Here is a 21,750-nt window from a genome sequence, read left to right on the forward strand (position 1 = left end):
ACGCCCGGTTATCCGGGCGTTTTCTTTTGGCGAGCGAAAGATCAACGGCTGCGTTTAGCGTGTCTCTCGCGATTATCCTGACGAGCCTGGTCGGATTTTTTAAGCGACACATAACAGGCACCGGCGCCGCCATGAAACGGTTGCGCGGTACAAAAGGCTTGCACGGCGTCAAACTGCTGCAACCAACGGAACAGGTAATTGCGCACGACATTGGCGTGTGATTTTTCATGACGACTTTTGCCATGAATAATCAGTAGATTACGCAAGTTATCCTTCTGAGCCTGCAACATGAACGCAAACAAATGCTGCCGACAGGTATCAACCGGCTGACGGAGTAGGTTGAGGCTGGCATCCAGCGGATACTTTCCCTGCCGCAGTTTATCCACCACGCCTTGCTGAATACCTTCCCGCCTGAACTCCAGCGGAATTTCGCATGAAAACAGATCGAGAAAACCGGTGATAAGAAAATTATCCGGCTCTGTTTCATCGATGTGGGGAAGGACGGTTTTCGCCGAGACGGGCTTAAGATGAACGACGGTAGTGGACGGCTTCAGCGGTTTGACATCGTCCATGGCATCCAGAAACAGCATTTTTTCATCAGGATTCATCATGTCACTCGCGTTTATCCAAACCACCCGCCTACTATAACGGGAGTACGGTGAAATATCACCTTGCCGGTCACAGTGTAAAAACGCGGTGAGTCTCCTCACCGCGCGGTAGTTTACCGGTTATATTCCGGATTTATCCGGGAAGCCGCCGGTATCTGGCGCCCCATCAGGCTCAACTTCAGATAGGTTCTCCCGTCCTCAGGCAGCCATTACGATATGGCTAAAGGCGATATTGCGCGGGCGGGTTTCAACTCCCCCCGTTTTCTCCATAAAAATGTATGTATGCGCACGTGCTCCCGATGAGAGCGTGACCTCAATCTTTTCATTATTCTCATCGCTAAATGCAATGATCCCTTCTGTCGGTGTGCCATATTCATTAATGAAACGGTGTTTGTGAGATCGGAGTTCATCCGCTTGCACTGAACCTAAGGCTCGCCCCGCATCCGCCCCGCGCCCATCATCCCAGCCACGAATAAATTCGCCGCGCAGATCCGGCAGGACGCCGCCGGGGTACGCCAGCGCCAGTTTGGGGAAGGCGTTTTTGTCGAACGCCTGACCGTTGCATTTCAGTCAGCCGGCCGGCGGCGTCGCCTGCGGCCAGGGCAGCGGGATGCCGGCCAGGTCGGCGCTTTTCAGTACGTCGCTTAAACCCAGGTTTGCGAGAAGACCTGAGGATACATACAATCAGCCTTTTCAGGAGGTTAGGTTATGCTTATTGGCTATGCCCGGGTATCCACCAGCGATCAAAATACCGAATTGCAGAAAAACGCGCTGGTTGGCGCAAATTGTGAACTGATTTTTGAAGATCAGGCCAGCGGTAAAAACGCCAGACGGCCGGGGCTGAAACGGGCATTACGCAAGCTCAAACGCGGCGACACCTTGATCGTATGGAAGCTGGACCGGCTGGGCCGCAGCGTGCGGGACCTGATTACCATGGTGTCGGACCTGCAGGGGCGTGGCATCCACTTTCGCAGCCTGACCGATGCGATTGATACCTCAACGCCGGCCGGCCGCTTCTTTTTCCATGTGATGAGCGCATTGGCCGAGATGGAGCGAGAACTGATCGTCGAACGCACCCGCGCCGGGCTGGCGGCCGCCCGGGCAGCGGGCCGCATCGGCGGTCGTCGGCGCATCATGACGCCAGACGCCATCGAACACGCCAGAACGCTGCTGACCAATGGCGCGACTCGCTGGCAAATCGCCAATATTATTGGCGTATCGGAAAAAACCATCTATAAATATTTCCCGGCAACATTGCCGAAACTACAAATAGAATAACAAGCGGAAAAATACATCACATTGCATTATTCCATTTCAATTTTTAAAAAATAACTGCTCAGCCATTGATGATACAACCGCCTCACAATGAATAGCCTGCCATTCCCGGCGATACTATCGGCGCGTAGAAGTTATGACGCATCCTTATTTCATTCACGCTGAGAAAAACAGATGAAAAAACATGGTATTCCTCACGCTTTCGAACTGGGTTTTGGCAAAGAAAACCTGTACAAAAATAATAATGTTTATATTGAAAACATTTCTCTCGAATGCTGCCATAAAGCCTGCGGCGAACAGCAAAATACATCAACCTCCCCTACTGACGGCACCGCATCTACCGGCACATCGTCTGCCGGCAGCCTGAAAGATCTGGTGGGTATTCCGCAGCCCTGGCCACTGGCGGAAGCGCCGGAAGGCTGGCTGAAATGCAACGGGCAGGCGTTTGACGCCACCAAATATCCGCAGCTGGCAAAATTATACCCGGCCGGCACGCTGCCGGATTTGCGCGGCGAGTTTATTCGTGGCTGGGATGATGAAGGTAATATTGATACCGGACGCGAGTTATTATCAAAACAACACGCCACCAATCTGCGTACGGCGATGCTCGATTACAATGGTTCCGACCTCAATGAAACCAAAGTATATATTGGCATGGCATATTCCGATGCAGACAGCGTTAAGGCAACGTTTTCCCCTAACGAAATAGCCTATGCGCCCAATGGCACCGATATTGGCAAGAATAATGCCGTCGATAACGGTGTTTACGCCACCTCCAACTATATTATCTTTAACAGCAATAAACCGAACTGGATCAGTGTTCGCCCGCGCAACGTCGCCTTCAACTATATCGTCAAGGCAGGCTAATGATGGCAATGCAAAACGAGACTGATATTCAGTTTAATGCACAGGGGCTGAGCCTGAGCGCCGGCTACATTACGGTTTACCATATCGACCCCCAGTCACGGGAATATATCGGTAGTACCCGGGAATATCTGATGGAAGGCATCGGCATTCCGGCACACAGCTTTCTCGATGCCCCGCCGCAAACGCAGCCGCAGCAGGCTATTCTGCGACGTAGCGATGCGTCCGGCTGGGACAGCGTTGCCGATTATCGCGGCCAAACCACCTATGATAAGCAGACCCGGCAGGCCAGCATCATTACCCAGCCCGGCGATCTGCCCGAAACCCTGACGCTGTTGCCGCCGGCTACCGCCTACGATGTCTGGCAAAACGACGGCTGGGTGACGGATGCCAAAACGCAGCAGGCCGCACAGGTCAGCGCGGCGCAACAGCAGATGGCCAGCTATCTCGCCCAGGCGGAAAAGCGCCTTGCCGTGCTGCAATACGCGGTGGAACTGGAGATGGCGACTGAGCAGGAAACCCAGGCGCTGAAGAACTGGAAAACCTATATGGTGCAGTTAAGCCGGTTGGACGTGTCGTCTGCGCCCGCTATCGACTGGCCGACCATGCCTGCCTGATTCGCCGTTCCCGGTGGCGTGAACTGATGCGCCAAACCTCTACAGATGCCGTTGCCACCCAACGGCATCTGTTTTTTATTTCAATTAACTAATTGTTTTTAATCATTATAAAAACACTATCCGCGTTCTCCTGTTGTGCCATCCCATACCCAACTCCATTCGGATGCCTTCTGTTTTCCGACAAGGCACTATTACTCGCACCCCACAACAGGAGACATTCTTGATGAGTGATTTTCATCACGGTACGCAGGTCGTCGAAATCAACGACGGTACCCGCGTCATTTCAACTGTATCAACCGCGATCGTCGGTATGGTCTGTACCGGACCGGACGCTGACGCCGCCACTTTCCCGCTGAATACACCGGTACTGATTACCGATGTACTGACCGCCGCAGGCAAAGCCGGTAAAACCGGTACCCTGGCTGCCGCGTTGCAGGCCATCGGCGACCAAACCAAACCGGTAACGGTAGTCGTTCGTGTAGCCGAAGGCGCCAACGAGGCTGAAACGGTGTCCAACATCATCGGCGGTGCCGATGCCAACGGCAAATACACCGGTATGAAAGCCCTGCTGGACGCCCAGGCCGTTACTGGCGTGAAGCCGCGTATCCTCGGCGTTCCGGGGCTGGATTCCCAGCCTGTCGCCACCGCGCTGGCCGCCATCTGTCAGTCGCTGCGCGCCTTCGGTTACGTGAGCGCTTATGGCTGTAAGACTCTGTCCGACGCCATCAAATACCGCGGCAACTTCAGCCAGCGCGAACTGATGGTGATCTGGCCGGACTTTATCGCCTGGCACACCGCCACCAACGCCAGCGCCACCGCCTACGCCACCGCGCGTGCGCTGGGCCTGCGCGCCAAGATCGACCAAGAAACCGGCTGGCACAAAACCCTGTCCAACGTCGGCGTCAACGGCGTGACCGGCATCTCCGCCAGCGTGTACTGGGACCTGCAGACCATCGGCAGCGACGCCGACCTGCTGAACGAAGCCGGCGTGACTACGCTGGTGCGTAAGGACGGTTTCCGCTTCTGGGGTAACCGCACCTGTTCCGACGATCCGCTGTTCCTGTTTGAAAACTACACCCGCACCGCGCAAGTGTTGGCCGATACCATGGCTGAAGCGCACATGTGGGCCGTCGACAAACCGGTTACCGCCACCCTGATCCGCGACATTATCGAGGGTATCAAGGCCAAATTCCGCGAGCTGAAATCCAACGGCTACATCATCGACGCCGACTGCTGGTTCGATGAAAGCGCCAACGATAAGGAAACGCTGAAGGCCGGCAAGCTGTACATCGACTACGAGTACACCCCGGTGCCGCCACTGGAAAACCTCACGCTGCGTCAGCGTATCACCGACAAGTATCTGGTGAACCTGGCCGCATCCGTTAACAGCTAAGGAGCGACAGACTCATGGCACTGCCACGTAAACTTAAATATCTCAACCTGTTCAACGACGGTATGAGCTACATGGGCCAGGTGCACTCCGTCACCCTGCCGAAACTGACCCGCAAACTGGAAAACTACCGCGGCGGCGGCATGCAAGGCTCCGCGCCGGTGGATTTCGGGCTGGACAACGACGCGCTGGTGATGGAATGGAACATGGGCGGCCTGCCGGACAGCGCCTTCTGGAGCCAGTACGCGCTGCCGGGTGCCGATGCGGTTCCGCTGCGTTTCGCCGGCTCTTACCAGCGTGACGACACCGGCGACATCACCGCCGTCGAAATCGTACTGCGCGGCCGCCACAAGTCGATTGACAGCGGCGAATCCAAGCAGGGCGAAGAGACTGACGTGCGTGTCTCCACCCAGTGCACTTACTACAAACTGATCATTGACGGCGTCGACATGATCGAAATCGACACCATCAACATGATCGAGAAAGTGAACGGCGTTGACCGTCTGGAACAACACCGCCGCAATATCGGTCTGTAACGACCGCTTCATGGCCAGCTACGGCTGGCCATTCTTATTGATAGCACCGGAGTTTTTATCATGACGGTTGAAACAACCACACAACCCAACGTCATCATCCTGAATGCCCCGATCAAACGCGGCGAAACCCTGATTGACACCATCACGCTGCTCACGCCGACTGCGGGCACGCTGCGCGGCATCGGCCTGGCGGCGCTGGCGAGCGCCGATGTGGAAGCGCTGATCAAATTGCTGCCGCGCATCACCTACCCTGCCCTGACCGAAGCGGACGTCACGGGACTGGAACTGCCTGACCTGCTTGAATTCGCCGGCAAGGTGATCGGTTTTTTATCGCCGGGCTCGGTACGCTGACGCTGCCGCCGAGCCTCACGGTTGACGACCTGATGGCGGATATCGCCGTGGTGTTCCACTGGCCGCCATCCGCACTTTTCCCCATGAGCCTGGCCGAGTTGATTAACTGGCGCGCCAAGGCGCTACAACGAAGTGGACAAGACTATGCCTAAGCAAAAAACTGTGCCTAAGCAACCAACCACCCCGGATGGGGCGACGACGACAGGCGCCGGCAGGCGAAGCGGAAACGCCAGGGATAACAGCATCTTCTCGCCGCTCGGGGACAATGTTTATCTGAATAAAATCAGCAGTGTACTGCAGGATTTTTTGAGTAAGGCCGGTCAAATCGCTCACGGTGCGACGGCTTTCAACGCCGCCGGCTCACCGAAAAAAAGCGCGACCGGCGGAAAAAAAGGCGGTAGACAATCTGCCGCGGCGCAGTTGGGAACGCTGGGGAATCTCGCCAGACGGTTCGACGCATTGACCGCCATCCTGGCGCCGGCCTCTTCCGCCCTGAAAACCGCGCATGACCGTTCACCCGCGGACAATGCAGCGCTCTCCCGTAACGGGCAGTCCCCAGACGCCGGCGCAACGCAATCATTCATCGCTCAGGCAAGCGACGGCGTCAACAGCATCTATCTGTCCGCGACGGCGGCCATGCAGGCGCAACAGCGTATCGCCGGGCTGGTTCCTTCGGCGCAATGGGCTTCCGGGATCACCGCACCGTCGCTGCCGGGCAACGTGGCATCGTTGCTACAGGCGCAACAGCGCCTCAACCTGCCGACGAACCTGCTGCCGAACGTAGGTTCTGACGTCGCGTCGCAAATGGGCGCGGAGGGACTGAACTCGCTGGCCGGAACGGCGCAGGAATCGTTCGTCGGCGTGGAAGAAACCAGCTTGATGCTGTCCGCATTAAGTAATGCGGACCTGGATGACGGCGGCGACGGCAACGGCGCAACCGGGGGAATTGACGCGCTACAAGCCATTTCAGGCCCGGCTATGCAACTGCTCGGCCAGTCAGCGTTGACCGGTCAAAACAGTGCAGAAAACCCGTCAAATCCGCTGTCTGACATGATGAACGGCCATTACAACGCCCTCGCACCGACATCACAGCAAAGTTATGTTGACCAGCGCGTGGTGAATAACATCACCATCAACGTGCCGGAGAACAGCAACCTCGACGTGATTAAACAATACATCGACGAGGCACTTCGAAAATACACCCCGAATAGCAGCACGTACTCCTACAACTCCATGACCTCTAATCTCATTTCGTGAGGATAACCATTATGATGCTTGCGCTTGGTTTATTTGTCTTTCAATTGCAAACGCTGCCCTACAGTACGCTCAGTCGGAATGTCAATTACCGCTGGGCCAACAACGGCCGTATTGGTCTTCGCCCGGCACAACAGTTTTTGGGTCAGGGAAATGAATCCATCAGCCTTAATGGCGTGCTGTGTCCGGAAGTCAACGGTAAGTTCAGTAAACTCTCGCTGTCGGCGCTGGAGCTCATGGCGGGAATGGGGCGTGCCTGGCCGCTGATCGAAGGCAGCGGCACTATCTACGGCATGTACGTTATTGAAAGTTTGCAACATACCAACACCGAATTCTTTTCCGACGGCAGCGCCAAACGCATTGAGTTCTCGGTGAACCTGACGCGCGTTGACGAATCGCTGATTGCAATGTTCGGCGACCTCAGCCAGCAGGCGTCCGATCTGTATAACCAGCAGATCGCGCCGGCCATCTCATCCGCCAGAACCGCCATCGGGGGAGTATTCTCGTGATAGTGAATAACCGCATCGGCATTGCCGATCAACTCGCCCCGGATTATCAGGTAACGCTGTCGGAGGCGTCAGGCGACGCCAAAACGACCCGCAATCTCAGCCAGCGGCTTATTTCACTGTCGCTACACGATGTGATGGGCTTCGAATCCGACCAGCTATCGCTGGATATCGATGACAGCGACGGCAAGGTGCTGATGCCCAGGCGCGGTGAAAAAATTAGCGTCAGGATCGGCTGGAAAGGCAAGGCGCTGGTCGACAAAGGCACCTTTATCGTCGATCAGGTCAGCCATTCCGGCGCGCCGGACAGGATAACCCTCAGCGCACGTAGCGTGAACTTTCGCGGCGATTTAAACACGCCGCGTGATGGCTCATACGATGCCACCACGCTGGGCGACATCGCCCGGACGATTGCGGAACGCTACAGCCTGCTGGCGTCGATCGAGAACTCGCTGGCCAACACCGCGATTGTTCATGAAAACCAGTCTAAAGAATCCGACTTGTCGTTTCTTTGCCGCCTGGCCAGACGATACAGCGGTACGGTGGCGATCAAAAGCGATACGCTGCGGCTTTTCGTCGCCGGTACCGGCACCGCCGCGGACGGCAAAAACGTCTCGACCTACCTGATCGAGCGCAGCGACGGCGACTCGCACAGTTTTACCATTGCCGACCGCATCGCCAATACGTCCGTCACCGCCAACTGGCATGACAGCAGCGATGCAAAAACACATACTGTGAAGATCAGCCGCAAACGTCAGAGCCAACCGAATACCGTAGCAACGCACCCCAACGCCAAATCGCCCGCCCAGTCATCCGCACCGCCGACGGACAACTATCTGGCTGGGGAAGAAGAAAGCCAGCAAACGCTACAAACCACCTATTCCACCCGGGACGACGCGACCCAGGCGGCGTTGAGCAAATGGCGTGAAACCCAGCGCGGCACGGTGACGTTCTCACTCACGCTGGCAAAAGGCATGGAAAACCTGAAGCCCGGCGCGCTGGTGCGGCTTAAAGGCTTCAAGCAGGTAATGGATGAACGCCAGTGGACCATCAAGCGGCTGACCCACACCATTGCGGGCAGCGGTTTTATCACCGCTATCGAACTGGAAGTGTCGATGTTGGATGTCGACTACGACACCAGCTACAGCGTTATCGACAGCGCAACCGCCACACAATAAATCATTTTTCGAACTATTAATTTGCAAATTCGAATTTATTGCAGTACCATATGTGTAAGATGTTTCACTAACCCGTACACATAAGGTGATTTCAACATGATGCATTGTCCTCTGTGCCGTCATTCCGCTCATGCCCGTTCCAGCCGCTACCTGTCTGAAAACACCAAGGAGCGTTACCACCAGTGCACCAACGTGAACTGCGGTCACACCTTCGTCACCATGGAAGCCATCACCCGCTCCATCATGGTGCCGGGCAAAACCGAGCCGGTTGACGGCGAACGCAAGTAATTCGCTACTCCTCTCTCCCTCCGTGTTTCCTTACTTTTCTGACCGTCTTTCCCCGCCGCCCGGCGGGGTTTTTTATGCCCCGCCAGCAATACACAATACGTGTTCTCACCGTTCTCGTGAACCGTGCATCGGGAAAACGTATTATTGACGCTGACCGCCGTCGGCTTTTAGTATCGAACAGCTTTTGCTGATTTTCAGTCACTTGCCGCGACGACACCCGCCTGACGATCTGACGAGTTGTTAACGCCGCAAGGGATGAATCCTGCCGTGACGATGGTGCCCTTCCCCCCTTCACCATCAAAAATCAGACGTTGATACCGCTTTGATTAACACGGGTTCAGGAAACGAGTAATGGGCAATACCCCTGTTTTCCTGTTCCTCCGCAGGGAGAACACCGATGATGGAAACCATCCGCGCTTACCGCGCCAGTCTGTTGCACTTTGTCGCCGACCCGTTGCATGACCCACAGGCCACTCGCTTTATTGAGGACGGCCTGCTGCGGGTGCGCGATGGACGCATTCAGGATGCCGTGCCGTATGACAGCCTCTCCGAGGCCGAACGCCGTGCCATGAAGGTGATCGACTATCGTGGCCGGTTGCTGATGCCGGGATTTATCGACACCCACACCCATTTTCCGCAGACGGAAATGATTGCCAGTTACGGCGAGCAGTTGCTGTCCTGGCTGAATACCTACACCTTTCCCACCGAGCGCAAGTTCGCCGACGAGGAGTACGCCCGTGAACGGGCCGCGTTTTTCATTCAGGAACTGCTGCGTCACGGCACCACCAGCGCGCTGGTGTTCGCCACCGTGCACCCGCAGTCGGTCGACGCACTGTTCAGCGCCGCCGAAGCCAAAAATATGTGCCTCATCGCCGGCAAGGTGATGATGGACCGCCACGCGCCGGACTATCTGTGCGACACCGCGCAGCAAAGCTATGACGAGAGCAAAGCGCTGATTGAAAAATGGCACCGGCGCGGACGGCTGCGCTATGCGGTCACGCCGCGTTTTGTACCCACCTCCACCCCCGAGCAGTTGGCGCTGGCGGGACGACTGTTGCGGGAATATCCGGATGTGTATCTGCATACCCATCTCTGCGAAAACCCGGACGAAATCGCCTGGGTCAAATCGCTGTTTCCTGAACATCAGCATTACCTTGATGTTTACCATCACTACGGCCTGACCGGACGCCGTTCGGTGTTTGCCCATGCCATCCACCTGCAGCCCGGCGAAGTCCGCACACTGGCGCAAAGCCAGTCCGCCGTGGCGTTTTGCCCCTGCTCCAACCTGTTTCTGGGCAGCGGCCTGTTCCGGCTGCATCCGCTAAAAGCGGCGGGAATTCGCATCGGAATGGGCACCGACATCGGCGCCGGCACCAGCCTGTCGCTGCTGCAAACCCTCAGCGACGGCTACAAAGTGCAACAGTTGCAGGGGGAAAAACTCTCGGCGCGCGAAGGGCTGTATCAGGCCACGCTGGGCAGCGCCGCCGCGCTATCGCTGGATGACCGGCTGGGTAATTTTCTGCCGGGCAAAGAAGCCGATTTCGTGGTGCTGGACTGGGCCGCCACCCCGCTGCAACAATTGCGCCAGCAACAATCCACCTCGCTGGACCAACGGCTGTTCGCCCTGATGATGCAAAGCGACGATAGAAACATTATCGCTACTTATGTTCATGGCGAATGCGTTTATACCCGTCAAACGCCAGAATGCCGATGAGAGGATTTCCTCGCCCCACAACCGCGGTAAGGCTATATCGCCGCGCATGGCCGCTGACGAGCCCGCTACGGGACGCACGCCGTTGCATTCAGGTCAGCCCTGGCGAGGATAAAACGCCCCGGATTTTCATCAGAAAGTGATCCATAGCACATTTCACCCAAAAAAATCGCGCCGTGCTATGTCGCTTACCGATAACTGTTCTTGAATAATATCGGACAAGCGCTCAGGCCAACGGCGGGATGGCGACATCAGCTGAGCTCTGCCCCTTGCAGAGCTTGCGGCAATCATCACCAGGTACCATAAGGTTTCGTCATGACTTCCCCATGCCATCGTTGTAGCGAAGAACAGCAAGACATCCTCGCGCGCATGCTGAATATCTTTGACACGCAGCCCGCCGAAGAGCTCCCTCGTCTGACGCGCATCACCCGCACCTTTTTTCAGGTAAAGAGCGTGGTGATCTCACTGGTGAACAATGAACGACAATGGTTTTTGTCTAAAGCTAACTTTCCCTTTCAGGAACCGGCCATCGAGTTTTCCTTCTGCGTGCATACGGTCAGCGTCAACGCGCCGCTGGTCATCCCTGATACCCTGCAGGACCCGCGTTTCGCGACAAATCCGCTGGTCACCGGCGATGAGCCGATTCGTTTTCACGCCGGCTACCCGTTGCGTTCCTCGCTCGGCACGCCGCTCGGCGCGCTGTGTCTGTATCACGATCAGCCGCGCGCCTTCAGCGATGAGGACATGCAGCAACTCAGCGATCTGGCGTTTATCGTACAAACCGTACTGCATAAAGTAGAGATGCAGGCACGCGAAGCCATCGCCCAGGAAAGGCTGTATCACTCGGATTACATCAGTCAGCAGATTTTCTCCCGCGCCGCCATCGGCCTGGCGCTGATAGCCCCGGACAAACGGCCGCTAAAATTCAACCACGCGTTCTGCGACATGCTCGGCTACGACGAGGAAACGCTGCTGACGCTGCCGGTGGACAAAGTGGTGCATCCGGAAGATATGCCCCAGCTCATCAGCGATCACAACCTGCTGATGGACAATAATCTGCTGGAGAGCACCCAGCAACGCCGCTATATCCGCGCCGACGGCAGCGAATTATGGGCGCAGGTCTCCATTTCGGTGCTCTACAATCCGGATGGCGCCAAATTCGGCCTGTTGCTGGCGTTGACCGACCTCAGCGATCAGAAAGCGTCCGAGCAGGCATTGCGCGACCTGAGCCAGGAACTGGAACACCGGGTGGAACAACGCACCGCCGAACTGCGCCAGAGTCACCAGTTTATTCAGGACATCACCGACCATATTCCAGCGATGATCTCCTGCATCAATCCGAACAACGTGCTGGTTTTCGCCAATCGCCACCTGCGAAAATTAATAGGCTTCGAGCATGACAGCTTATACCAGCGCGATATTCACGAAATTTTACGCCCGCAGGAGCTGGCGCTGTTTCTGCCGCGGCTGGAAGAATCACGCCAGAAACGGCACCCCGCATCGTTTGAACACGTGCTGGATATGCCCGACGGTCAGCTCACCACCTTTCATACCGAACTGGTGCCCGCCGACTCGCCGGAACTGGGCACCTATATTCTCTCCACCGATATCACCCACCTCACGGTATTGCGCGACCAGTTAACGTTCGAGGCCAATCACGATCATCTGACCGGCCTGCCTAACCGACGGGCGGTCATCAGCTACCTGAATCGGCTGGCAGGGAAAAAGCGGCGCGGCGCGCTGGCGCTACTGTTTTTTGATATCAACAACTTCAAGCACTATAACGACCAGTTCGGGCACGATTTTGGCGATCGGGTCATCAAAACCTTCGCCCGTTTGCTGCGCCAGAATACCCGCTCCTACGACTTTATCGGCCGTCTGGCAGGCGACGAATTCCTGATGGTGATTCATGAGCAGCGCAATCTGGCTAATGAAATCCGCGCTATTACCCAAAAATTGAAAGCGAAGTTCGAAAAACCGATCACCATTCGCCAGCAGACCATCACGCTATCCGCCAGCGTGGGACGCGCGATTCTGCCTCAGGGCGCGCCGCTTAACGCCAACGAGTTGATCCGCCAGGCGGACACCGCCATGTATCAGGCCAAACGTCGCCATACCTCCCCATCCTGAGCCGACCGGAGCATTATTTTTACGTTGCCATAAACAGCAACCCGATTTGCCGGAATGAGAATAACGAAAAACTATAAAAATAATCTCTGCCGGTGAATCATTCGGTTTATTTCCACCAAAAAGTTAATCCGCCTGACGATTATCCTATAAGTATTTCCTGTGATGAAAATCACGTTTTTCTTAAAGTTCCCGCTTTTTATTGCCGATGGCTTTTTTACCGACGTCATTATTCATTTATCGAGGGCAAGCCATGTTCAAAAATATAAAAATTGTCACCGGGCTATTTTCATTACTGCTGGCCTTAAGCGTGCTACAACTGGTCAGTTATGGTTTTTTCTTCGACGTCATGAAAAGTGACAGAAATAACTTTGTGGTCGCGCAAACGCTACGCAAGCAAAGCGGGGAACTGAACGCGTCCTGGATTGCGCTGATCCAGACGCGCAATACCATGAACCGCGCCATCGCTCGGATGATCATGGAAACCAATAATATTCCCAGCGCCGGAAAATCCGCCGATCTGATTGACGTCGCCAACCAGTCGCTGACGGAAGCGGATAAACATTTCGCCGCGTACAGCCAGATTCCGCCCCTGCCGGTACAGGACGCCGCGCTGGCAAAAAATATTAACGACAATTACCAGGCATTACGCAGCGTGCTGCAACGCATCGTCGAGCTGATAAAAACGCAGGATGTCAAAACGATTCAGGCCCTGCCGACCCAGAAAATGCAGGACGCATTCCAGCAATCCTTCGACGCCTATTTCCGTCAGACTGATGCGCTGAATGACAGCGCGGTCAGCGACAGCGGTCAGAATTACCATTACAGTATTATCGTGATCGCCGTGTGCGTATTGATCCTGTTTTTCGCCACCACCAGCGCCTGGGTATATATTCGTCGGGTTCTGTTGCAACCGTTAAATCGTGTCATTACCCATTTGCACCATATTTCCACCGGCGACCTGACGCAATCCCTGCATATTCAGGCGAAAAACGAAATCGGCCAGCTGGCGGACAGCGTTCGCCACATGCAGCACTCGCTGACCGATACCGTGGATAAAGTGCGGGTAAGCGCGCATGAAATTTATCGCAGCGCCAGCGAAATCGCCGGTGGCAACAGCGACCTCTCCTCCCGCACCGAGCAACAGTCAGCCTCACTGGTGCAAACCGCCGCCAGCATGGAACAGCTGACCGCCACCGTAAAACAGAACGCCGACAACGCCCGTCACGCCTCCCAACTGGCACGCGACGCGTCGGATACTGCCCACAAGGGGTTGCAGGTGGTCGATAACGTGGTCAGCACTATGGGGCAAATCAGCGGCAGTTCGCAGAAAATCAGCGACATTACCGGGCTTATCGACAGCATCGCCTTCCAGACCAATATCCTGGCGCTGAACGCGGCGGTGGAAGCGGCGCGCGCCGGCGAACAGGGCCGCGGCTTTGCGGTGGTGGCCGGCGAGGTTCGCAATCTGGCCCAGCGCAGCGCCGACGCCGCCCGCGAAATCAAGGAATTGATCGAGGACTCGGTCAGCCGGGTGCACGAAGGGTCGGTCCTGGTCGGGTCCGCCGGGGAAACCATGGGCGATTTGGTGAAAGCCGTTACGCGCGTCACCGACATCATGGGAGAAATTTCCTCCGCGTCGGAAGAACAGAGCCGTGGCATCGATCAGGTCAGTCAGGCCGTCAGCGAGATGGATCGGGTGACGCAGCAGAACGCGGTGCTGGTGGAGCAATCCGCCAACGCGGCGACGTCGCTGGAAGAACAGAGCGATCACTTAAACCGCGCGGTGTCGCTGTTCCGGCTGGACACCGCCGCCTCGCCTTCAACCAGCAGAGCCACACCGGCCGCCATCACGCCGGCAACACCGCCGTTGCTCGCCAGCCGCAGCGTGGCGACCGCCGGCGCCTACAACGCCGCCAGCCATTGGGAAACGTTCTGACCGCCATCGTTATGCGCCGCGGATGGTGGACCTCGGATGGACCGCTCCCTGTTGACGGCTACGGATGTGAATAAAAAACGGCCCGCGTCTGCCGGTTATCTTACCGGTGGCACGGGCCGTGCTTACGACGATCTCCCGCACCAGTGTAAACCTCAACGTGCCGTAGCCCAGATGATCATATCCCCCACGGTTCAGGCCGTCGTTACCGCCGCTGCCTTCAACACGTGCTTTCTCGGCAAAGGTTTTGGTGTAAGACGCATCCAGTTTTTCAGTACCACGGTCTTTCAGTACCACATTTTTTCAACACTATATTTTTTCAACACCACATTTTTTCAACACCACATAGTGGTTATAAGCCGTTCCCATATAGGGCGCAGCGAGCCACGTCCGGCGCGATATCCTTTAATTACTCATGACGACACATAATTATTCATGACGACGCAGTAGGCGGTCATACCATTGCACCACAGGCGCTGGCGCCTATTTCCTATCTTAAATAAGCCATAGGCCGGACCGAAATGATGGTGTTTTTCCTTTCTTTGCTATCAAAATGCCGCCGATAGCCGTTACCCCATTTTATTTTTCATCGCCGTATTGCGATAACACATCATTATTTTCTGCGGTAAATGAAATTCCCCAGACAAATGCTAAATTTAAAATGATATCGGATCAGATAGCCCGGATATCTCCGTTATCATCAAGTTGCAGGAACGTTAACTACCGTGACCGCTGATTTTTCACCACGGGATAGCGGGTATATATCGCCAGTCTTTTAACGTAAAGTTGCCGACATATTGAGAAACAAAACATAATACATTGTTATGTGAGGTTATTTTTAAACAACAGGGAGGTAACTGCCATGTAAAAAAAACGGTTTTCATTAAAAACACACGTTGTCTTTTCGCTCACGTCTTTATCGAGAAAATAGTTATCAGCCAATAATCCGTTATGCCTTTTCAATGCGACATACCTTGAAGTCCAGAGTAAAAATAATCCTCAAGAGGACCTGAAATGCGCAACAATCAGCCAGTCACACAGCGGGAATACGTTTTCGATAGGGATGCCACACTCATGTCGGTTACCGACGTGAACAGCCATATTGTTTATGCTAACGATGCCTTTATTCAGGTGAGTGGTTTCGAACCTGACGAAATCGACGGTCAACCACATAATTTTGTACGCCACCCGGATATGCCGGTCGAGGCTTTCCGCGACATGTGGCAAACACTGAAACATCAGGAACCCTGGACCGCGTTAGTCAAGAACCGGCGTAAGAACGGCGATCACTACTGGGTGCGGGCCAATGCGGTGCCGATTGTGCGTCAGGGCCGCACAACCGGTTATATGTCCGTGCGCACCCAACCTTCACGTCAGGAGGTGGACGCGGCGGAAAAGTTGTATCAGACGATGCGCAACGAAGGTAACAACCTGAAGCTGCACAGAGGGGTGCTGTTTCGCGCCGGCCTGACCGGGCTGTTTTCGCGCCTGAAATTGATCTCCATGCGCTGGCGGCTACGCGGGCTGATCATGCTGGCGGCGCTGATCAGTTACGTCGTGTTCTGGACGATTCATGGCGATTTTGACTCTGACTTTTATATTTCCAGCGCATTTATAACCGGCATGATGCTGCTGCTGGATGGCTTACTTGAATGGCAGTTGATCAAACCGATCGAAATGGTTAAACAACAGGCGCTGAATATCGCTACCGGCAACGCCAACACCATTGATTATGAAAATCGCGCCGATGAGATCGGCACAATTCAACGCGCCATCGGGCAACTGGGTCTGATGTTTCGCTGGCTGGTGGACGACATCAGCACGCAGGTGTTGAACATCCGCTCCGCCAGCGACGAGCTGGCCCACGGCAGTGAAGACATGAGCGATCACGCCGAACGTACCGCCGCCAATGTGCAGCAGACCGCCGCCGCCATGAACGAGATCAACACCACCGTGCAGACCAACACCACCACCACCAGCGAAGCCAGTCAGCAGGCCGCGACCGCCTGCGATGCCGCCATCAGCGGCGGTCGGGTGATCGGTGAAATGGAAAAAACCATGGACAGCATTGTCGCCAGTTCGGAAAAAATCGCCGGTATCACCTCCATCATCGATAACATCGCGTTTCAGACCAACATCCTGGCCCTGAACGCGGCGGTGGAAGCGGCGCGTGCCGGTGAACAAGGTAAAGGGTTTGCCGTCGTGGCCGGTGAAGTGCGTAATCTGGCGCAACGCAGCGCCAGCGCCGCCAATGAGATCAAACAGCTGATCGAGTCCAGCGTGGAGCAGGTTCGTTACGGCTCCACCCACGTCAGAGACGCCGGCGACAGTACACAGAACATCGTGACAAGGGTAAACAGCGTCAGCCAGTTGATTTCACATATCGCCGATTCAACCAAGGAGCAAACGGTCGGGCTGTCTGAAATCGGCCGGGCGGTGGAAGAGTTGGAACAAATTACCCAGAAAAATGCCTCGCAGGTGAACGCCTGCGCGCAGGCATCAGACCAGCTAAAACAGCAGGCGCATCGGCTGGAACAGGCCTTGCACGTATTCCGATAACCCCGCTCCAACCAATAACGCGCCCTGATGACGACCTCGGGGCGCGACGCGATTGCACTGCCATACGTTACTGCGCGCGCTCGCCGTTTGCTTCACGCCAGCGCGCCACCCTCTCTTTGGTGACCTCTTCTTTATAACAGACTGGCGCCGCGCCCCCTTTACGGCTCCAGGCGCTGCGTCCGCCGCAACGGCTACCGTTTCTGGCCGAGCTGTACGGACAGGCGCAATTCCCCGAATAGCCGGCAATGGATTCTTCAATAATGAGTTGCCTGATCTGATTATCGCTCAAACGGGTATTTTTCGCGTCCGCCGTAGCGGCGAATAAAACACATGACATGCAGAATAATTGGAAAAGATATTTTTTCACGATGCTATCCTCGCTTATCCTCGCCCGGAAAAATGTCGATCCCCCCACTCATTCAGGTTGCAGGATAAAACGCTCGCATTTTGAACAGCACCACGCGCCGGCCCTTCAGGGACAAGGCCCGCGACTGGGCCGGCGCACCAGCAACGTGAAGTATGACGGGTATACAACGGTTTTTGTCTATTACGTTTTTATCTATTACGTTTGTATCGATTCGAATTGAAAATTCGAAGTAGTAATAATAGACCGATTTATTTAATACGCCGGGGATAAAGTGTCCGGTTGGTTTATTTTTCCTGACATCCGTCTTTACTCTTCCTCCGTCGTCACTTTTCCTCCATTTTATTCTTCGCGGTTATTCACTACCGCCGCCCTGAATACAGCGTAACGTCAGTTCGCCGCCGAACACGGCGCCGGTATCGATATACTGCAGATTCCAGCAGGTCAGAGCCTGTCGTAACGGCGTATGCCCGAACAGAAAACGGTCTGCGCCGGCAATCGGCCCGCCGACGCCTGCCATCGCCTGGCTGACCCGCTGCCGGTTCCATAGCACCTGCGTCCAGGGCAGCGGCTGGTCAAACTGATAGCAATCCGCCGGATAATCCGCATGTGCCACCACCGTGCGCCGACCGGCAGTCTCAATCTCGATGACATACGGCAACTGCGCCGCCAGCGCCAGTAGCCGACGGGCCAGCGCCTGACGCTCGTCATCCAGTTGGAAGAACCAGTCGCCGCCGTTGGCTCGCCACAGAGGAATCCGCTCGCTATCGTTCAGCGCGTCCAGCGCCATCTGCTCGTGATTGCCGCGTACCGAGCGAAACCAGCGCTGTTGCAGCAAATCAAGGCAGGCGAGATTCTGCGGCCCGCGATCGATCAGGTCGCCCACCGACACCAGCAGGTCGCACCCGGTATCAAACCCGACGTGATCCAACGCCGTCATCAGTTGCCGGTAACAACCGTGTATATCGCCCACTACAAAGATATGATGCCAGTCGGCGCCGGTAATGCGTTGATAGGCTGACGGTTGTCGCTCGCTCGTCATGATGCTGCCCTCTGCCGCCGCATTGTCGCCCGGAGACTCACCGTTGAGGTACAGTCGGTACAATATGCGACAATAAATCTGCTAATAAATAAATGTGCGGTAACGCCATTTTCCAGACCAGATGTGAGCATGTATGTCCGAAATCATTTCCCAACGTATTCGTTTTGTCATCGCGCTAGCGTTAACCGGCTTGCTGGCCGGCATCGGCGGTATGCTGCTGGCGCTGTTGCTTCATGCCATTCAGCATCTGGCCTATGGTTACAGTCTGGACCATATCATCAGCGAAGAAAGTTTTTTGCAGGGCGTTTCGGCGGCGGAACCTGCCCGGCGCTTTATGGCGTTGCTAATCAGCGGTGTAGTGGCTGGTCTGGGCTGGTACGCGCTATACCGCTACGGTCGCCGACTGGTGAGTATCTCCTCGGCGTTGCAGGCGGAAAAACCGGCTTCACCGGTAAACGATATGCCGGTAAAAGAAACCATTATTCACGCGCTGCTGCAAATTATTACCGTAGCGCTGGGTTCGCCGCTGGGGCGGGAAGTGGCGCCGCGGGAACTGGGGGCGCTGGCCGCTAATCACCTCAGTCGCGCGCTGCGCATGACCCCGGAGGATACCCGTTTACTGATCGCCTGCGGCGCCGGCGGCGGCCTGGCGGCGGTATATAACGTGCCGCTGGGCGGCGCGCTGTTTGTGGTCGAGGTCTTGCTGGCGCGCGTTCAGGTAAAAACCAGTCTGGCGGCGCTGTTGACTTGCTCGCTGGCGGCGCTGGTAGCGCGCGCCGGCCTGGGCGACGAATACCAGTATCATCTCAATCTGCCGCTCAGCGTATCCGGCGATTTAACCCTCTGGGCGCTGCTCACCGGGCCGATATTCGGGGTGGCCGCCTGGCTGTTCGTTCGCCTCACCCGACACGCGCGGCAACATTCGCCGCAGAACGCCCGCCTTATCATCACCAACCTGCTCAACTTCACCCTGCTGGGATTGCTGGTGATCATCCTGCCGCAGTTGGCGGGCAACGGCAAAGGCCCGGCAGAACTGAGTTTCACCAGTCAGTTGCCGGTGTTGCTGGCATTACTGCTGCTGGGCTGCAAGGTGCTGGTGCAATGGAGCAGTTTGCGTGCGGGCGCACAGGGCGGCCTGCTGACGCCCGGTCTGGCCAACGGCGCGCTGCTGGCGGTGGCGTTGGGCGGCGTCTGGTCATGGTTCTTCCCGCACAATCAGCCAGGGGCCTACGCGGTGATTGGCGCGGCCGCCTTTCTGGCGACCTCGATGAGAATGCCGGTCACCAGTCTGGTGTTGATCATGGAATTTACTCGTATCAACAACGACTTCTTCGTACCGATGGCGCTGTGCATCGCCGGCGCGATCAGCACCAGCATGTTGATTGAAAAAATGACCTCGCCGTCCTGACGGCCATCATCCGCTTTCCTTGTCTCCGTGGGCGACGGGTTACTCGTCTCATGGCGCTACGGGTGCCTCAGCCTTCACCTTGATGACTTCATCAAAGTAGAGCATCGAATTGGCGATGCTCTGCCGGACATTCAATACCGTATTACGCACCGCCACCAGCCGGTTGCCCTGCAACATGACCACGAACGGCGAGTTTTCCCTGACCGTCTGCTGTAATTGCAGGTAGATGTTGCGCCGCATTTGCGGATCGCGCTGGGCGGCGGCGGCGTTGGTCAATCGGCTTAACTCCGGGATTACCCACCCCAAACGCGCTGCCAGCGTTCCCGGGGTATCGGGCTGATTGAGGGCGAACGCGCTGGCATTGCTGCTGGGGTCAATATAGTCCGGCCCCCAGTAGGTGAATATCGCCTGAAAACGCCCGCGACGCATGCGCGTCCAGAGTTCGCTCTCCACCACCGTCTGCACATCAATACGGATATCGGCGCGGGCGAAACTGTCCTGCAGCGCCTGCGCTACCTCAACATAGGGCGGCTGGTTGGCGACCAGCAGCGCAAACCGGCTGCCCGGCGCAATCCCGGCGTCGTGCAGAATGCTTCGGGCTTTCTCCACATCAAGCCGGAATGGTTTCTCCATCGCCGCGCCGTCAAACCCCTGCGGCAGGAAATTCTGGTGCACCCGGAACTGCCTTTTCAGCAACCGGGTGGCGATACCCTGATAGTCGACCAGCCAGCGCGCCGCCTGCCAGAAAGCGGGCTGGCCCAGAAACGGCGCCGCGCTGCTGCGGGTGTTGAAGCCCAGATAGTAAACTTTCGCCCCTGACGCCAGATTCACATTGATGCCCGGCTGATTCTCCAGCGCACTAAATTGATCCGCGCCCAGATCGTAAGCCACGTCGACGTCGCCCTGCAGCAGCAGCAAGCGACGCATGCTCGGGTCCGCCACGTCTTTCAGAATCACCAGCGCCAGCGCGGGACGACGGCGTGCATACGGATTACTCTCCAGCAGCAATGCCTGCTGCGGCAAATAATGACGAATCTGATAGCTGCCGCTGCCCGCCGAGCGGCTTCTCAGCCACTGGTTGCCAAAATCACCGTTGTCGCTGTGTTTCTCCACCAGCTTGCTGTCGACAATCAGCGCCACGCTGGCCGATAACAGGCGCAATACCAGTTCGCTGCCGATATCGCTGGACCAGCGGATCTCCAACTGATGATCGTCGATTTTCCGAAACTGCCCGTCGATATTTCCCGGCATCCACCCCAGTTGGTTCAGAATGAACACCGGGGTTTTGTTGAGTTTCACCGCCCGGGTCAGCGAATAGATCACGTCATCGGCCAGCACCGGATTACCGGAGGCGAATACGGCGTTGGGATCAAGGGTAAAAATCAGGCTGCGCCCGTCATGGCCTTCGCGCCAGGACAGCGCCAGATCGGGGTTCAGTTGGGTAGGTTGATTACGGTCGCTCGCCACCAGTCCCTGATAAAGCGAGGCAAGACAGCTGTTGCTGACGGTTTCGAAACTTTCCGCCGGATCAAAACTGATAATGCCATTCAACGAGATCGCCACCACCAGCGTATTATCCGGCGTCAATGCCTTTACCGGCGGGCTGGCCATCAGGGTCAGCGTCAGCAGAATGGCAAACCATGCCTTCATCGTTTTCTTCCTCGGTATCACTGCATCAGCACGCGGATCTGTTTACTAGAAATTCGGCTGCGCCGCCAGACGGCGACGCGTAAAAA

The 21,750-nt window shown here is 56.2% G+C and carries 22 protein-coding genes and 1 pseudogene; 16 read left to right on the forward strand and 7 right to left on the reverse strand.

What is annotated here, in order from left to right:
• Window positions 1-41 precede the first annotated feature (41 nt).
• The 3 genes and pseudogenes from smrA to DDA898_RS23995 form a co-directional block, all read right to left on the reverse strand.
• A complete protein-coding gene (gene smrA / locus DDA898_RS12390) occupies window positions 42-608 on the reverse strand; it encodes a DNA endonuclease SmrA (RefSeq protein ID WP_038912560.1) in 567 nt (188 codons plus the stop codon).
• Between the two features lie 198 nt (window positions 609-806).
• Window positions 807-1,028: a hypothetical protein gene (locus DDA898_RS23840; protein ID WP_321163814.1), complete on the reverse strand. Its 222-nt coding sequence runs from the start codon at window positions 1,026-1,028 to the stop codon at window positions 807-809.
• Window positions 1,022-1,280: pseudogene (locus DDA898_RS23995) on the reverse strand (phage tail protein); the annotation flags it as partial. The gene DDA898_RS23840 and the pseudogene DDA898_RS23995, both read right to left, overlap by 7 nt.
• 36 nt (window positions 1,281-1,316) lie before the next feature.
• Between DDA898_RS23995 and DDA898_RS12395 the strand changes: the two are divergent.
• The 14 genes from DDA898_RS12395 to DDA898_RS12455 all read left to right on the forward strand — a co-directional run bounded on the left by DDA898_RS12395 (window position 1,317) and on the right by DDA898_RS12455 (window position 14,644).
• On the forward strand, window positions 1,317-1,886 hold the full coding sequence (locus DDA898_RS12395; RefSeq protein ID WP_013318220.1) for a recombinase family protein: 570 nt from the start codon (window positions 1,317-1,319) through the stop codon (window positions 1,884-1,886).
• 171 nt (window positions 1,887-2,057) lie between these two features.
• Window positions 2,058-2,750, forward strand: a complete 693-nt coding sequence (locus DDA898_RS12400) for a phage tail protein (RefSeq protein WP_038911331.1) — start codon at window positions 2,058-2,060, stop codon at window positions 2,748-2,750.
• A 2-nt stretch (window positions 2,751-2,752) separates the two neighbouring features.
• Entirely contained in the window at window positions 2,753-3,364 is a 612-nt protein-coding gene (locus DDA898_RS12405) for a tail fiber assembly protein (RefSeq protein ID WP_038912561.1), read from the forward strand.
• Window positions 3,365-3,587: 223 nt separating this feature from the next.
• A complete protein-coding gene (locus DDA898_RS12410; RefSeq protein ID WP_038911332.1) occupies window positions 3,588-4,757 on the forward strand; it encodes a phage tail sheath protein in 1,170 nt (389 codons plus the stop codon).
• Window positions 4,758-4,771: 14 nt separating this feature from the next.
• A complete protein-coding gene (locus DDA898_RS12415) occupies window positions 4,772-5,290 on the forward strand; it encodes a phage major tail tube protein (protein ID WP_013318224.1) in 519 nt (172 codons plus the stop codon).
• Between the two features lie 60 nt (window positions 5,291-5,350).
• Window positions 5,351-5,641 (forward strand): phage tail assembly protein, encoded by a 291-nt coding sequence (locus DDA898_RS12420; protein WP_038901392.1) that lies wholly within the window; start codon window positions 5,351-5,353, stop codon window positions 5,639-5,641.
• Between the two features lie 32 nt (window positions 5,642-5,673).
• Window positions 5,674-5,793 (forward strand): GpE family phage tail protein, encoded by a 120-nt coding sequence (locus DDA898_RS22365; protein ID WP_013318226.1) that lies wholly within the window; start codon window positions 5,674-5,676, stop codon window positions 5,791-5,793.
• Between the two features lie 10 nt (window positions 5,794-5,803).
• Window positions 5,804-6,898 (forward strand): hypothetical protein, encoded by a 1,095-nt coding sequence (locus DDA898_RS12425; protein WP_236616660.1) that lies wholly within the window; start codon window positions 5,804-5,806, stop codon window positions 6,896-6,898.
• Between the two features lie 11 nt (window positions 6,899-6,909).
• Entirely contained in the window at window positions 6,910-7,404 is a 495-nt protein-coding gene (locus DDA898_RS12430) for a phage tail protein (RefSeq protein ID WP_013318228.1), read from the forward strand.
• Window positions 7,401-8,579, forward strand: a complete 1,179-nt coding sequence (locus DDA898_RS12435) for a contractile injection system protein, VgrG/Pvc8 family (protein ID WP_038911334.1) — start codon at window positions 7,401-7,403, stop codon at window positions 8,577-8,579. Before DDA898_RS12430 ends, DDA898_RS12435 begins: the two co-directional genes overlap by 4 nt.
• Before the next feature lie 96 nt (window positions 8,580-8,675).
• Window positions 8,676-8,867 (forward strand): ogr/Delta-like zinc finger family protein, encoded by a 192-nt coding sequence (locus DDA898_RS12440; protein ID WP_012769529.1) that lies wholly within the window; start codon window positions 8,676-8,678, stop codon window positions 8,865-8,867.
• A 397-nt stretch (window positions 8,868-9,264) separates the two neighbouring features.
• The gene (gene guaD, locus DDA898_RS12445) at window positions 9,265-10,581 is read left to right on the forward strand and encodes a guanine deaminase (RefSeq protein ID WP_038911335.1); all 1,317 of its coding nucleotides are present in this window, start codon (window positions 9,265-9,267) and stop codon (window positions 10,579-10,581) included.
• Between the two features lie 312 nt (window positions 10,582-10,893).
• Window positions 10,894-12,708: a diguanylate cyclase domain-containing protein gene (locus DDA898_RS12450; protein ID WP_038901395.1), complete on the forward strand. Its 1,815-nt coding sequence runs from the start codon at window positions 10,894-10,896 to the stop codon at window positions 12,706-12,708.
• 250 nt (window positions 12,709-12,958) lie between these two features.
• Complete coding sequence (locus DDA898_RS12455) at window positions 12,959-14,644, forward strand: methyl-accepting chemotaxis protein (protein ID WP_038911336.1); 1,686 nt, start codon at window positions 12,959-12,961, stop codon at window positions 14,642-14,644.
• A gap of 9 nt (window positions 14,645-14,653) precedes the next feature.
• Here the strand turns inward: DDA898_RS12455 and DDA898_RS23695 are convergent, their stop codons facing one another.
• Window positions 14,654-14,938 carry a hypothetical protein gene (locus DDA898_RS23695; protein WP_038911337.1) on the reverse strand — a complete coding sequence of 95 codons (285 nt, stop codon included), beginning with the start codon at window positions 14,936-14,938 and terminating at the stop codon, window positions 14,654-14,656.
• Between the two features lie 717 nt (window positions 14,939-15,655).
• Between DDA898_RS23695 and DDA898_RS12465 the strand changes: the two genes are divergently transcribed.
• Window positions 15,656-17,200, forward strand: coding sequence for a methyl-accepting chemotaxis protein (locus tag DDA898_RS12465; protein WP_038911338.1), 1,545 nt, complete (start codon window positions 15,656-15,658; stop codon window positions 17,198-17,200).
• Window positions 17,201-17,267: 67 nt separating this feature from the next.
• Here the strand turns inward: DDA898_RS12465 and DDA898_RS12470 are convergent, their stop codons facing one another.
• Together DDA898_RS12470 and DDA898_RS12475 are read right to left on the reverse strand one after the other, a co-directional pair.
• Window positions 17,268-17,537 carry a hypothetical protein gene (locus DDA898_RS12470; protein ID WP_050570327.1) on the reverse strand — a complete coding sequence of 90 codons (270 nt, stop codon included), beginning with the start codon at window positions 17,535-17,537 and terminating at the stop codon, window positions 17,268-17,270.
• Window positions 17,538-17,919: 382 nt separating this feature from the next.
• The gene (locus DDA898_RS12475) at window positions 17,920-18,606 is read right to left on the reverse strand and encodes a metallophosphoesterase (RefSeq protein WP_038911339.1); all 687 of its coding nucleotides are present in this window, start codon (window positions 18,604-18,606) and stop codon (window positions 17,920-17,922) included.
• A 133-nt stretch (window positions 18,607-18,739) separates the two neighbouring features.
• On the opposite strand from DDA898_RS12475, the gene DDA898_RS12480 reads away from it, so the two are divergent.
• Window positions 18,740-20,014, forward strand: coding sequence for a chloride channel protein (locus tag DDA898_RS12480; protein WP_038911340.1), 1,275 nt, complete (start codon window positions 18,740-18,742; stop codon window positions 20,012-20,014).
• Between the two features lie 48 nt (window positions 20,015-20,062).
• On the opposite strand, the gene DDA898_RS12485 is transcribed toward DDA898_RS12480, so the two are convergent.
• Entirely contained in the window at window positions 20,063-21,664 is a 1,602-nt protein-coding gene (locus DDA898_RS12485; RefSeq protein WP_038911341.1) for an ABC transporter substrate-binding protein, read from the reverse strand.
• Window positions 21,665-21,750 lie beyond the last annotated feature (86 nt).

The sequence above is a fragment of the Dickeya dadantii NCPPB 898 genome (assembly GCF_000406145.1).
GTDB lineage: Bacteria > Pseudomonadota > Gammaproteobacteria > Enterobacterales > Enterobacteriaceae > Dickeya > Dickeya dadantii.

Coding starts and splice junctions, on each gene's coding strand:
- DDA898_RS12430 (WP_013318228.1), top strand. CDS start 6,910: ATGATGCTTGCGCTTGGTTTATTTGTCTTTCAATTGCAAACGCTGCCC.
- DDA898_RS12470 (WP_050570327.1), bottom strand. CDS start 17,537: ATGTCATGTGTTTTATTCGCCGCTACGGCGGACGCGAAAAATACCCGT.
- smrA (WP_038912560.1), bottom strand. CDS start 608: ATGAATCCTGATGAAAAAATGCTGTTTCTGGATGCCATGGACGATGTC.
- DDA898_RS12480 (WP_038911340.1), top strand. CDS start 18,740: ATGTCCGAAATCATTTCCCAACGTATTCGTTTTGTCATCGCGCTAGCG.
- DDA898_RS12420 (WP_038901392.1), top strand. CDS start 5,351: ATGACGGTTGAAACAACCACACAACCCAACGTCATCATCCTGAATGCC.
- DDA898_RS12475 (WP_038911339.1), bottom strand. CDS start 18,606: ATGACGAGCGAGCGACAACCGTCAGCCTATCAACGCATTACCGGCGCC.
- DDA898_RS12400 (WP_038911331.1), top strand. CDS start 2,058: ATGAAAAAACATGGTATTCCTCACGCTTTCGAACTGGGTTTTGGCAAA.
- DDA898_RS12465 (WP_038911338.1), top strand. CDS start 15,656: ATGCGCAACAATCAGCCAGTCACACAGCGGGAATACGTTTTCGATAGG.
- DDA898_RS22365 (WP_013318226.1), top strand. CDS start 5,674: ATGGCGGATATCGCCGTGGTGTTCCACTGGCCGCCATCCGCACTTTTC.
- DDA898_RS12395 (WP_013318220.1), top strand. CDS start 1,317: ATGCTTATTGGCTATGCCCGGGTATCCACCAGCGATCAAAATACCGAA.
- guaD (WP_038911335.1), top strand. CDS start 9,265: ATGATGGAAACCATCCGCGCTTACCGCGCCAGTCTGTTGCACTTTGTC.
- DDA898_RS12415 (WP_013318224.1), top strand. CDS start 4,772: ATGGCACTGCCACGTAAACTTAAATATCTCAACCTGTTCAACGACGGT.
- DDA898_RS12485 (WP_038911341.1), bottom strand. CDS start 21,664: ATGAAGGCATGGTTTGCCATTCTGCTGACGCTGACCCTGATGGCCAGC.
- DDA898_RS12455 (WP_038911336.1), top strand. CDS start 12,959: ATGTTCAAAAATATAAAAATTGTCACCGGGCTATTTTCATTACTGCTG.
- DDA898_RS12440 (WP_012769529.1), top strand. CDS start 8,676: ATGATGCATTGTCCTCTGTGCCGTCATTCCGCTCATGCCCGTTCCAGC.
- DDA898_RS12410 (WP_038911332.1), top strand. CDS start 3,588: ATGAGTGATTTTCATCACGGTACGCAGGTCGTCGAAATCAACGACGGT.
- DDA898_RS12405 (WP_038912561.1), top strand. CDS start 2,753: ATGGCAATGCAAAACGAGACTGATATTCAGTTTAATGCACAGGGGCTG.
- DDA898_RS12450 (WP_038901395.1), top strand. CDS start 10,894: ATGACTTCCCCATGCCATCGTTGTAGCGAAGAACAGCAAGACATCCTC.